The following is a 12,186-nucleotide window of genomic DNA, read 5'->3' on the forward strand; positions in this document are numbered from 1 at the left end:
GGCCTTTCCCTGATGCGTTGCAGCGCCTTCCAGTATCCCCGACAGGTACGACAAGGGCGGCCCCGGAGCACCCGGTGCCGCCCTTGGACATGCTTCACGCCCGCGTGCGCCTCACTTACGGCTGTAGTTCGGCGCCTCGACGGTCATCTGGATGTCGTGCGGGTGGCTCTCCTTCAGGCCCGCCGACGTGATCCGGACGAACCGGCCCCGCTCCTGCAGCGCGGGCACGTCCCTGCCGCCGACGTAGAACATCGACTGGCGCAGACCGCCCACCAGCTGGTGGACGACGGAGGACAGCGGGCCGCGATAGGGCACCTGGCCCTCGATGCCCTCGGGGACCAGCTGCTCGTCGGAGGCGACGCCCTCCTGGAAGTAGCGGTCCTTGGAGAACGACTTGCGGTCGCCGCGGGTCTGCATCGCGCCGAGCGACCCCATGCCGCGGTACGACTTGAACTGCTTGCCGTTGATGAACATCAGCTCGCCCGGCGACTCCTCGCAGCCCGCGAGCAGCGAGCCCAGCATCACCGTGTCGGCGCCCGCGACCAGGGCCTTGGCGATGTCGCCGGAGTACTGCAGACCACCGTCGCCGATCACCGGAACGCCGGCGTCCTTGGCGGCGAGCGCGGCCTCGTAAATGGCCGTGACCTGCGGGACACCGACGCCGGCGACCACGCGGGTAGTGCAGATGGAGCCGGGGCCGACACCGACCTTGATGCCGTCCACACCGGAGTCGATCAGCGCCTGGGCGCCGTCGCGGGTGGCGACATTGCCGCCGATGACATCGACGCCGGACGAGTTCGACTTGATCTTGGCGACCATGTCCCCGACCAGCCGGGAGTGGCCGTGCGCGGTGTCGACGACGATGAAGTCGACGCCCGCCTCGATCAGGGCCTGGGCGCGCTCGAAGGCATCGCCCGCGACACCGACCGCCGCGCCGACGAGCAGGCGGCCCTCGGCGTCCTTGGCGGCGTTCGGGTACTTCTCGGCCTTGACGAAGTCCTTGACCGTGATCAGGCCCTTGAGGACACCCGCGTCGTCGACCAGCGGCAGCTTCTCGATCTTGTGCCGGCGCAGCAGTTCCATGGCGTCCGTGCCGGAGATGCCGACCTTGCCGGTGACCAGCGGCATCGGCGTCATGACCTCGCGTACCCGCCGGGAGCGGTCGGTCTCGAAGGCCATGTCGCGGTTGGTGACTATGCCGAGCAGCTTGCCGGCCGGGTCGGTGACCGGGACGCCGCTGATCCGGAACTTGCCGCAGATCGCGTCGGCCTCGGCGAGCGTGGCGTCCGGGTTGATGGTGATCGGGTCGGTGACCATCCCGGACTCGGAGCGCTTGACCAGGTCGACCTGGTTGGCCTGGTCCTCGATGGACAGGTTGCGGTGCAGCACACCGACGCCGCCCTGGCGGGCCATCGCGATCGCCATGCGCGACTCGGTGACCTTGTCCATGGCGGCGGACAGGAGCGGGATGTTGACCCGCACGTTCTTGGAGACGTACGAGGCGGTGTCGATCTCGTCGGGTGCCATGTCCGACGGGCCCGGCAGCAGCAGCACGTCGTCGTAGGTCAGCCCGAGTGTCGCGAATTTCCCGGGCACTCCGTCGACGTTGGCAGTCATGACACCTTCCCCAAATGGCCTTGATCGGTGCGGATGTCCATGCTAACGGGAAGCATGGCTCTCTCATTCCTCGGTGCTGGGCCGCCGCGGGCTTCGTATGTTCGTACGGAACCGAGCAGAAGCCTGTTCATCCGTGGCCGGCTTCACTGCTCGGCCAGGGCCCTCAGCCTGCTCAGCGCCCTGTGCTGGGCCACCCGGACCGCGCCGGGTGACATTCCCAACATCTGTCCAGTCTCCTCCGCCGTGAGACCCACGGCGATGCGGAGCAGGATCAGTTCGCGCTGGTTCTCCGGGAGGTTGGCCAGCAGTTTCTTGGCCCACGCGGCGTCGCTGCTGAGCAGCGCCCGCTCCTCCGGCCCCAGCGAGTCGTCCGGACGCTCCGGCATCTCGTCGGACGGGACCGCCGTCGAGCCGGGGTGCCGCATCGCGGCCCGCTGCAGGTCGGCGACCTTGTGGGCGGCGATGGCGAAGACGAAGGCCTCGAAGGGGCGCCCGGTGTCCCGGTAGCGCGGCAGGGCGAGGAGGACGGCCACACAGACCTCCTGGGCCAGATCCTCGACGAAGTGGCGCGCATCACCCGGGAGGCGGGACAGCCGGGTGCGGCAGTAGCGCAGGGCCAGTGGGTGGACATGGGCGAGCAGATCGTGCGTGGCCTGCTCGTCCCCGTCGACCGCGCGGTGGACGAGCGCACCGATCGCCCCTTGGGCAGTGGCCGCCTCGTCGTCACGCATCGGTCCATGGTGCCCTGCGGCCGGGTACTCCGCGGCACTGCCTCCGTTGTTGTGCACCGAAGCGTTATGAGCAGGTGCGCTGGAACTCATCCCCTGCGCCCTCCCCTTCCGCTCGACCGACTCGTCCCCGAGGAACTCCACACCTCAAGGATGCGGCATCCGCGCCGAAACGAGCAGCGGCCACCGAACAGCCTGCCGATCCGACCGTCCACCACCGCGCCCCGCCAGGGGGCGTCAGGGGCGCGAGCAGTACCGAAATGCGGCTCCGCCGCATGGGTGCGCCCCGCCACAGACGCCCCGCAGCCAACAGAGACCCGCAGCCCACAACGACGACCTGCAGCCCGCAGACGACCCGCGGCCCGCAGACGACCCGCGGCCCGCAGATGAGTCGCAGCCCGCAGATGAGTCGCAGCCCGCAACGACCCGCAGCCCGCAGATGAGTCGCACCCCCACAACCCGCAGCTCACGAAGAACGACCCGCAGCCCGTAACCGCCCGACCCAGCGGAGCGCTACCGCACCAGACCCCACCGGAACCCGAGCGCCACCGCATGTGCCCGGTCCGAGGCACCGAGCTTCTTGAAGAGGCGACGGGCGTGGGTCTTGACGGTGTCCTCGGAGAGGAACAGCTCGCGGCCGATCTCGGCGTTGGAGCGGCCGTGGCTCATGCCTTCGAGCACCTGGATCTCGCGCGCGGTGAGCGTGGGCGCGGCGCCCATCTCGGCGGAGCGCAGCCTGCGCGGGGCGAGCCGCCAGGTGGGGTCGGCGAGGGCCTGTGTGACGGTGGCGCGCAGCTCGGCGCGCGAGGCGTCCTTGTGCAGGTAGCCGCGGGCGCCGGCGGCGACCGCGAGGGCCACGCCGTCCAGATCCTCGGCGACGGTGAGCATGATGATGCGCGCACCGGGGTCGGCGGACAGCAGCCGCCGCACGGTCTCGACGCCGCCCAGTCCGGGCATGCGTACATCCATCAGAATGAGGTCCGAGCGGTCGGCACCCCAGCGGCGGAGGACTTCCTCGCCGTTGGCCGCCGTCGTCACGCGCTCTACACCGGGCACGGTCGCGACCGCGCGGCGGAGCGCCTCTCGGGCAAGCGGGGAGTCGTCGCAGACGAGGACGGAAGTCATGGCCGCCCTCCGCAGCTGATGCGCGTCACCTTGAGCCTCCAGGCTGGTACGAAATCGTCACCTGTGCGGTCGACCGTCTCGGACGCCTGCCCGAGCGCTTGTGTTTTCAACCGCCTCCGCACTCTCAACGACGGTCACTCGAAAGAGTTACGGGGCTGTGTGCCGTCTTCGGCACTCTACGTGAGGGGGCGGACACGCGGCAGGCGCGCGCAGTGGACCCTCAACGTTTCATCACAACCATGCCCCATTTAGCCCTATTTCTTCCCATTCGTTGGTGTCTGAGGCTAGATTCGCAATGAGTCATATTTTCATCTCCTTAGATCGTAGTTGTACGGTCGTGGGCACTGTATCCACCCAGAACGGCTACAAGGGGTCACGCAATGGCAGATTTCTCCCGCCTTCCCGGACCGAACGCGGACCTGTGGGACTGGCAGCTCCTGGCTGCTTGTCGCGGGGTGGACAGCTCGCTCTTCTTCCATCCGGAGGGCGAGCGCGGGGCGGCTCGGAGCGCTCGCGAGAACTCGGCCAAAGAGGTCTGCATGAGGTGCCCGGTCCGCGCGGAGTGCGCGGCGCATGCGCTGGCGGTACGCGAGCCGTACGGCGTGTGGGGCGGATTGACCGAGGACGAGCGCGAAGAGCTCATGGGGCGGGCACGGCACCGGCTGGTGTCGGCGTCGACGGCCGACGGAAGCACCGCCACGAGCAACTGAACATTTGAAGGAACGTTTCTGCAGGAGGACCCGCACCCACGTGCCCACACTTTTGACCCGACGTACGCCACGCCCAGGGGGGCTCAGCGCGCCGCCGCGCGCGTCAACTCGTCCAGCGTTGCCACCACCGCCGGCACCTGAGCCAGGTCGGGCAGCGTGAGGGCGACGATCTCCCGCCGTACCGCCGGCTCCAATGTCACCGCACGCGCCCCCCGCGGCCGTACCGACTCGATCGCGAGCTGGGGCAGCACGGCGACCCCCAGACCCGCGCCGACCAGGCCGACAACCGCCGGATAGTCGTCGGTGGCGAAGTCGATCCGGGGGGTGAAGCCCGCCCCCTCGCACACCTCGATCAGCTGACCGCGACAGCGTGGGCAGCCCGCGATCCACGGTTCCTCGGCGAGTTCGCCGATGGCGACGGACTCCGCGCGCGCGAGCCGGTGCCGCTCGGGCACCAGCCCCACCAGCCGGTCGGTCAGCAGCGGTCGTACCACCAGGTCGTCCCACTCCTCGGCGCCCGCCGCTCCCTCGTAGCGGAAGGCGAGCGCGATGTCGCAGTCGCCCTCGCGCAGCAGTTCGACGGACTTCGGCGGCTCGGCCTCCTCCAGGGAGACCCGGGTGCCGGGGTGCGCGGCGCGCAGGGCGGCGAGGGCGCTCGGGACGAGGGTGGAGCTGCCGCTGGGGAAGGAGACGAGCCGGACCCGCCCGGCGCGCAGTCCGGCGATCGCGGCGACCTCCTCCTCGGCCGCGGTGAGCCCGGCGAGGATGCCCGAGGCGTGCCGTACGAGCGCCTCGCCGGCCTGGGTGAGGCGCATCTCGCGGCCGCTGCGGACCAGTAGCGGCGTGCCGATGGAGGCCTCCAGGGCCTTCATCTGCTGACTGACGGCGGGCTGGGTGCAGCCCAGTTCGCGCCCCGCCGCCGAGAAGGAGCCGGTGGTGGCGACGGCGCGCAGGACGCGCAGATGACGGGCCTCGATCACCCTTCGAGGATAAGCGAGGCTTTGACACGACGCCGAATACTGGGTCGACTCTTTGACGGCGAGTCGCCTACCGTGCGCTCATGAAGCTTCTCTCAGTCAACCTGGGCCGTCCGAAGGCCGTGCCGTACACGGACCATCGGGAGGGCCTGACCGGCATCGACAAGCAGCCTGTGGAGGAGCCGGTGCGGGTGGCGGCGCCCGGCCCCAAGGGCATCGGCGGGAGCGGGCTGGCCGGGGATGCGGTGTGCAAGAGAGAGCACCACGGGGGCAACGACCAGGCCGTGTACGCGGTGGCGCGCGAGGATCTGGACGACTGGGAGCGCGAGCTCGGGCGACCGCTCGCCAACGGGTCGTTCGGCGAGAACCTCACCACTGAGGGCCTCGATGTGTCCGGCGCGCTGATCGGCGAGCGCTGGCGCATCGGTGCCGGGGTGGTGCTGGAGGTCTCCAGCGGGCGGATCCCCTGTCTCACCTTCCAGGGGCACATGGGCGAGAAGCGGTGGGTGAAGCGGTTCACGGAGAAGGGGGCGTCGGGTGCGTACCTGCGGGTGATCGAGCCGGGCGAGATCCGTGCCGGGGACCGGGTCGAGATTGTCCACCGTCCTGACCACGACGTGACGGTCGCCCTGCAGTTCCGGGCGGTCACCACCGAGCGGGAGCTGCTGCCCCGGCTGCTCGTGGCGGGGACGGCGCTGCATCCGGAGGCGCTGGCGGCGGCGCGCAAGTACGTGGAGCAGCACACTTCCTGACGGTTCGTCACAGGTGGTGTTCGCCGCAGGAGCCCCGAGCCGCCCTCACCCGCCCGCCGCGCACGGAATCTTCACCTCCGGGTCACTACTCTTGGTCCATGACAACGGCTCTGATTACGGGATCGACCGCGGGAATCGGCGCCGCGTTCGCGCGGCGGCTGGCGGCTGACGGACACAACCTGGTTCTGGTGGCCCGGGACACCAAGCGGCTCGGCGAGCAGGCCACCGAGTTGCACGACCGGCACGGCATCGAGGCGGAGGTGCTGACGGCGGACCTGGCGACGGACGACGGAATCGAGACGGTCACCGCCCGGCTGGGCGACCGCAAGAACCCCGTCGACCTGCTGATCAACAACGCCGGCTTCGGCAACAAGGGCCGCTTCCTCGACGTCTCCATGGCCGACGAGCTGAAGATGCTCAAGGTGCACTGCGAGGCGGTGCTGCGGCTGACGTCGGCGGCGGCGGAGGCGATGCAGGAGCGCGGGCGCGGCGGTGTCGTCAACATCGCCTCGGTCGCGGCGTTTCTGCCGCGCGGGACGTACGGCGCGTCGAAGGCGTGGGTCGTGCAGTTCACCCAGGGCGTGGCGCGCGATCTGGAGGGCAGCGGAGTGCGGTTGATGGCACTGTGCCCCGGGTTCGTGCGGACGGAGTTCCACGAGCGCGCCGGGATGGGAACGGACAACATCCCGGGCTGGATGTGGCTCGACGCCGACAAGCTCGTGGCGGCGGCGCTTTCGGATCTGGCGCGGGGGAAGTCGGTGTCGATTCCGGATCCGCGGTACAAGGCGCTGATGGGGTTGGTGAAGGTGGCGCCTCGGGGGCTGCTCGGAGGGATCAGTTCCCGGACGGGGCGGAAGTACGGGCCGCAGTAGCGGTCCGTGACAGGACTCCGTGGGGGGAGTCCGTAGGACAATGGAGCTGTTCAACCGGACCAGGGGGGCCGGGAGGTGGCTCCATGACATTCGTGCAGGTCATCGACTGCAAGACCAGTCGGTTCGACGAGATGAACCGGCTGATGGACACCTGGGTCGAGCAGACCAAGGGGAAGCGGACGGCGACGCACAGTGTGATCGGGAAGGACCGGTCCGACGCGTCGCATGTCATCGAGATCGTGGAATTCCCGTCGTACGAGGAGGCTATGCGGAATTCCACTCTGCCGGAGACCGATCGGATCTTCCGGGAGATGGTCGCCCTGTGCGACGAGATGCCGACGTTCACCGATCTGGACGTGGTGCGCGACGAGCAGTTGTACGCGGCGACCGTGCGGCGGTTCTTCGAGGTGATCGCCACGAAGGGTGAGCTGCCGCCGCTGAACGCCGTGATGGCGGAGCACTATCACGAGCACAATCCCGCGGATGAGCAGGACGTCCTCGGGATGGACCACGTCCGGCGCGAGTTGGACGAGTGGCGGGCGGCCTTCGACTTCGAGTTCAGCATCGAGGATCTCATCGCGCAGGGCGACCGGGTGTGCGCGCGGTGGTTCTGGAAGGGCACCCACAAGGGCGACTTCCTGGGGATCCCGGCCACGGGGAAGCAGGTCTCCATGACGGGGACGACCATCTTCCGGTGCGGCGGGGACGGAAAGCTCGCCGAGGGCTGGTGGGAGTACGACCGGATGGGGCTGATGACGCAGCTGGGCGCGTTCGAGGAGTTGGAGCGGTAGGGCCTGTCCGGCGGATCGGGTCGCAGGAAAGCCGCGGCACCTCGTCAGCGCAGGTGAGCGGGGCTTGGTGCGTCCGGCTGCAAGGCGGAGGAGGGCGTCGACGCAATAAAGGTCCCCCCGCTCGGGCGAAGCCGAGAGTGAGGGAGTCGGCAACCGACGACAACGCCGGTGGGGGCACCGCCCGCTCGAGCGAAGCCGAGAGTGGGGGAGGGCGTGCCAAGCCCCGCGTCTCCACATGATCCGCCGGACAGACCCTGGGCGGCACGGCAACGCGCAGGGCCCGGCGCCCCCTCACCGAGGGGACGCCGGGCCCTTGTCGCCGGGTGGCGGCCGACGTCAGTGCGCGTGGCCGTGACCGTGGCCCGCGGCAGCGGCCTCCGGCTCCTCTTCCTTCTTCTCGACGACCAGGGTCTCGGTCGTCAGCAGCAGGGAGGCGATGGAGGCGGCGTTCTCCAGGGCGGAGCGGGTGACCTTGACCGGGTCGATGACGCCGGCCTTGATCAGGTCGCCGTACTCGCCGGTGGCGGCGTTGAAGCCCTGGCCCTTCTCGAGCTCGGCGACCTTGGAGGTGATGACGTAACCCTCCAGGCCGGCGTTCTCGGCGATCCAGCGCAGCGGCTCGACGGCGGCCTTGCGGACGACGGCGACACCGGTGGCCTCGTCGCCCTCCTTGCCGAGGTTGTCCTCCAGCACCTTCACGGCGTGGACGAGCGCGGAGCCACCACCGGAGACGATGCCCTCCTCGACCGCGGCGCGGGTCGCGGAGATGGCGTCCTCCAGACGGTGCTTCTTCTCCTTCAGCTCCACCTCGGTGGCGGCGCCGACCTTGATCACGCACACGCCGCCGGCCAGCTTGGCGAGGCGCTCCTGGAGCTTCTCGCGGTCCCAGTCGGAGTCCGTGGCCTCGATCTCGGCCTTGATCTGGGCGATGCGGCCCTCGACGTCCGCCTTGTTGCCGGCACCGTCGACGATCGTGGTGTCGTCCTTGGTGACGGTGACACGGCGGGCGGTGCCGAGGACGTCGACGCCGACCTGGTCGAGCTTGAGGCCGACCTCCTCGGAGATGACCGTGGCGCCGGTGAGGACCGCCATGTCCTGCAGCATCGCCTTGCGGCGGTCGCCGAAGCCGGGGGCCTTGACGGCGGTGGCGTTGAAGGTGCCGCGGATCTTGTTGACGACGAGGGTGGACAGGGCCTCGCCCTCCACGTCCTCGGCGATGATCAGCAGCGGCTTGGAGGAGTTGGTCTGGATGATCTTCTCCAGCAGCGGCAGGAGGTCCGCGATCGCGGAGATCTTGCCCTGGTGGATGAGGATGTACGGCTCGTCGAGGACGGCCTCCATGCGCTCCTGGTCCGTCACGAAGTACGGCGACAGGTAGCCCTTGTCGAAGGCCATGCCCTCGGTGAAGTCCAGCTCCAGACCGAAGGTGTTGGACTCCTCGACGGTGATGACACCGTCCTTGCCGACCTTGTCCATCGCCTCGGCGATCAGCTCGCCGACCTGCTGGTCCTGGGCGGACAGCGCGGCGACGGCGGCGATGTCGGACTTCTCGTCGATCGGCCGGGCGGAGCCCAGCAGGTCCTCGGAGACGGTGGCGACGGCGGCGTCGATGCCCTTCTTCAGGGCGGCCGGGGAGGCACCGGCGGCGACGTTCTTCAGGCCCTCGCGGACCAGCGCCTGGGCCAGCACGGTGGCGGTGGTCGTACCGTCACCAGCGATGTCGTTGGTCTTGGTCGCCACCTCCTTCACCAGCTGGGCGCCGAGGTTCTCGTACGGGTCCTCGACCTCGACCTCACGGGCGATGGTGACACCGTCGTTGGTGATGGTGGGGGCGCCGAACTTCTTGTCGATGACGACGTTGCGGCCCTTGGGGCCGATCGTCACCTTGACCGTGTCGGCGAGCTTGTTGACGCCGCGCTCGAGGGCGCGACGGGCGTCCTCGTCGAACTTCAGGATCTTCGCCATGACAGCGTGAGCCCTCTCGGAAATCTTGGATGAAATGACACTGCGCCCCGGGCGCCCGGCTTCTCAGTGGTCGCGGGGCCAGGGGCGCAGCTCAAAAACTTGAGGTGGTCTTACTTCTCGATGATCGCGAGCACGTCGCGAGCCGAGAGGACGAGGTACTCCTCGCCGTTGTACTTCACCTCGGTGCCGCCGTACTTGCTGTACAGCACGATGTCGCCGGTCTTGACGTCGAGCGGAAGGCGCTCGCCGTTCTCGAAGCGGCCCGGGCCCACGGCCAGGACGACGCCCTCCTGGGGCTTCTCCTTGGCTGTGTCCGGAATGACCAGGCCAGAGGCCGTGGTCTGCTCGGCGTCCAGCGGCTGGACCACGATGCGGTCCTCGAGCGGCTTGATGGCAACCTTGGAGCTGGCGGTCGTCACGATCCGACCTCCCCCTTCGGAGATCTCACGGGGTTAACTGTCTGAGGTGGCGACCAGGTCGATCCGTCGTCGCGGGTGCCGGACCTGCCCGTCGCTTTGTTGGCACTCTCCTGTGTCGAGTGCCAGAGCCGAGACTATGACCGGGGTTAGCACTCGGTCAAGCGGAGTGCCAATTGCCGCGCGGCGCGGCGCGGGGTTTCTGTGGCCGACGGTTGTCCGGTGCCCTGCGCCGGAGTGACCTGGGGGCTGCGCCCCAGACCCCCTTTCGGCCTGAACGGCCTCGTCCTCAAACGCCGGACGGGCTGATGGATGCCGGCCTGCGCCACAAGAGCTACAGGTAATCCTCCAGCCGTCCCACCGTCAGGCCCGCCTGCTGGATCAGGCGCAGCAGGCGGGTCGTGCGGGACCGCAGGGTCGGGGTGGGGGTTTCTGTTGCGGGGACGGAGATGATGTCGCCGGGGTGGAGGCGGGGGGCTCCGGCGGTGTACGCGCGGTGTCGGCGTTCATGGTGGCGCGCCAGAGGACCACGGCGGCGATGCCGCAGTCGGCGGCGGCGCGCAGGGTGGTCGTGTCGTACGTGCCGTAGGGCGGGCGGAAGAGGCGGGGGCGGATCCCGAAGCGGGATCGGAGTTTGTTCTGCTGGCCGCAGATCTCGGCGCGTTGACCGGCGTACGGCAGTCCGCGCAGGGCGGCGTGGTCGAGGGTGTGGTTCTGGACGCTCGCGCCGACCGAGCGCAGGCGGGCGAAGTGGCCGTAGCCCGGTCCGACGACGCTGTCCGTGAGGAACATGCTGACCGGCAGGCGCAGTTCGCGGACCATGTCGACGAACCGCGGGTCCTTCTCGGCGCCGTCGTCGTAGGTCAGGAAGACGACCTTGTCGCGGGTCCGGACGCGGTCGACGACGGGTGGGAGGCTGCCCGGGCGTCGGGAGGGGAGAGACAGGGACGGTTGCGGGGCCGGGGCGGGGGTGGTCAGGCCCCAGCGGACGTGGGGTGGGGTTTTCCGAGGGGGAACCGGGGGCTCCCGCCCAGTCCGACGGCCCCTTGGCGGAGCGCTCAACGGGGGTGACGGTCAGGGCACAGCCGGTCAGCAGGATCAGCAGCAGTGCGGGGCCGGCCAGCCGTCTGCGCCCAGGGCCTGTCCGGCGGATCATGCCGCAGACGCGGGGTCCGGCACGCCCTCCCCCACCGGCGTTGTCGTCGGTCGCCGACTCCCCAGCCGCCGGACAGGCCCTGGTCACAGGTAGTCCTCCAGCCGGGCCACCGCGTACCCCTGGGCCGTGACCTTGTCGAGGAACCGGCGGATCATGTCGGGCATCGTGCCCTCCCAGTCGTCCCGGCCGCGGAAGTGGCTGAGGACGATGTCGCCGGGGTGCAGGTCCTGGTCCCATTCGCGGTAGTCCCAGCGGTCGACGAACACCTCCTCGTTCCAGAGGGGGGCGTACTTGATGCCGCAGGCCTTGGCGGCGTGCAGGGTGTCCTTGTTGTAGTTGCCGAAGGGCGGGCGGAAGAGGAGCGGGCGTTTGCCGTAGTGCTTCTCGATGACGTCCTGCATGCCGCAGATCTCGCGCTTCTGGTCGTCGTAGGAGAGGCCGGGCAGGTACGGGTGGTTCAGGGTGTGGTTGTGCAGGGCCACACCGTTGTCCTGCATCCGCTTGAAGTAGGCGTAGTCCTCGCTGATCAGGTAGTCGCTGAGGAAGGCCGTGTACGGGACATCGAGGTCGTTCATCATCCGCAGGAACGCCGGGTCCTTCTCCGCACCGTCGTCGATGGTGAGGAAGACGATCCTGTGCTGGGTGGGGATGGTGGTGAAGACCGGTGGGAGGTCGTCCTCGAGGTGGCCGTCGACCTCGAAGCCCTCGCGCGTCGTGATCCTCGGCTTCTTCGCGGGGGGCAGCGGCGGCTTGAGGGGGATCTCCTTCAGACCCCAGCGCTTCGCGGCGGCGGCGCGGGCGGCGTGCTCGGCGCGGAGTTTGGCGGCGTAGCCGTCCAGGGCGCGGGCCGGGGGCGCCTTGAGCGGCGGTGGCTGGCCGGGAGCGGGCGGTACCTCCGAGCCGCCCTGCACGCAGCCGGAGGCGATGGCGGCGAGGGCCAGTGCGGCGACCGAGGCCCTGGCCCCCGGACGCCAACGCGACCGGTTTTTGTCATTTTGTAGTACTACTCGCATGCTTGCGGATCCTCGCAGGACCGGCTCGCGAACCCCGGCCGACACCGCCGCCGGAGGCGCACCA

11 protein-coding genes and 1 pseudogene are annotated in these 12,186 nt (G+C 69.4%); 4 read left to right on the top strand and 8 right to left on the bottom strand.

The window, feature by feature from the left end:
* Positions 1-111 precede the first annotated feature (111 nt).
* The 3 genes from guaB to StrepF001_RS17650 form a co-directional block, all read right to left on the bottom strand.
* On the bottom strand, positions 112-1,617 hold the full coding sequence (gene guaB, locus StrepF001_RS17640; protein ID WP_129799229.1) for an IMP dehydrogenase: 1,506 nt from the start codon (positions 1,615-1,617) through the stop codon (positions 112-114).
* A 143-nt stretch (positions 1,618-1,760) separates the two neighbouring features.
* Entirely contained in the window at positions 1,761-2,348 is a 588-nt protein-coding gene (locus StrepF001_RS17645; protein ID WP_129799230.1) for a sigma-70 family RNA polymerase sigma factor, read from the bottom strand.
* A gap of 510 nt (positions 2,349-2,858) precedes the next feature.
* Positions 2,859-3,470 carry a response regulator transcription factor gene (locus StrepF001_RS17650; RefSeq protein ID WP_003948568.1) on the bottom strand — a complete coding sequence of 204 codons (612 nt, stop codon included), beginning with the start codon at positions 3,468-3,470 and terminating at the stop codon, positions 2,859-2,861.
* A 380-nt stretch (positions 3,471-3,850) separates the two neighbouring features.
* Here StrepF001_RS17650 and StrepF001_RS17655 point away from each other — a divergent pair, with 380 nt between their 5' ends.
* A complete protein-coding gene (locus StrepF001_RS17655; protein WP_129799231.1) occupies positions 3,851-4,180 on the top strand; it encodes a WhiB family transcriptional regulator in 330 nt (109 codons plus the stop codon).
* A gap of 83 nt (positions 4,181-4,263) precedes the next feature.
* On the opposite strand, the gene StrepF001_RS17660 is transcribed toward StrepF001_RS17655, so the two are convergent.
* Positions 4,264-5,160, bottom strand: a complete 897-nt coding sequence (locus tag StrepF001_RS17660; protein WP_129799232.1) for a LysR family transcriptional regulator — start codon at positions 5,158-5,160, stop codon at positions 4,264-4,266.
* Positions 5,161-5,240: 80 nt separating this feature from the next.
* Between StrepF001_RS17660 and StrepF001_RS17665 the strand changes: the two genes are divergently transcribed.
* The 3 genes from StrepF001_RS17665 (at position 5,241) to StrepF001_RS17675 (ending at position 7,572) form a co-directional block, all read left to right on the top strand.
* Positions 5,241-5,909 (top strand): MOSC domain-containing protein, encoded by a 669-nt coding sequence (locus tag StrepF001_RS17665; protein WP_129799233.1) that lies wholly within the window; start codon positions 5,241-5,243, stop codon positions 5,907-5,909.
* Between the two features lie 98 nt (positions 5,910-6,007).
* Complete coding sequence (locus tag StrepF001_RS17670) at positions 6,008-6,781, top strand: SDR family oxidoreductase (RefSeq protein WP_129799234.1); 774 nt, start codon at positions 6,008-6,010, stop codon at positions 6,779-6,781.
* An 83-nt stretch (positions 6,782-6,864) separates the two neighbouring features.
* Positions 6,865-7,572 carry an ester cyclase gene (locus StrepF001_RS17675; protein WP_129799235.1) on the top strand — a complete coding sequence of 236 codons (708 nt, stop codon included), beginning with the start codon at positions 6,865-6,867 and terminating at the stop codon, positions 7,570-7,572.
* A 336-nt stretch (positions 7,573-7,908) separates the two neighbouring features.
* Here the strand turns inward: StrepF001_RS17675 and groL are convergent, their stop codons facing one another.
* The 4 genes and pseudogenes from groL to StrepF001_RS17695 form a co-directional block, all read right to left on the bottom strand.
* On the bottom strand, positions 7,909-9,537 hold the full coding sequence (gene groL / locus StrepF001_RS17680) for a chaperonin GroEL (RefSeq protein ID WP_129799236.1): 1,629 nt from the start codon (positions 9,535-9,537) through the stop codon (positions 7,909-7,911).
* A gap of 110 nt (positions 9,538-9,647) precedes the next feature.
* Positions 9,648-9,956 (bottom strand): co-chaperone GroES, encoded by a 309-nt coding sequence (gene groES / locus StrepF001_RS17685; RefSeq protein WP_055493212.1) that lies wholly within the window; start codon positions 9,954-9,956, stop codon positions 9,648-9,650.
* A 331-nt stretch (positions 9,957-10,287) separates the two neighbouring features.
* Positions 10,288-11,109 (bottom strand): annotated as a pseudogene (locus StrepF001_RS17690) (polysaccharide deacetylase family protein).
* Positions 11,110-11,192: 83 nt separating this feature from the next.
* On the bottom strand, positions 11,193-12,122 hold the full coding sequence (locus StrepF001_RS17695; RefSeq protein ID WP_129799237.1) for a polysaccharide deacetylase family protein: 930 nt from the start codon (positions 12,120-12,122) through the stop codon (positions 11,193-11,195).
* Positions 12,123-12,186 lie beyond the last annotated feature (64 nt).

The organism is Streptomyces sp. F001, from assembly GCF_004187715.1.
GTDB classification, from domain to species: Bacteria; Actinomycetota; Actinomycetes; order Streptomycetales; family Streptomycetaceae; genus Streptomyces; species Streptomyces flavusporus.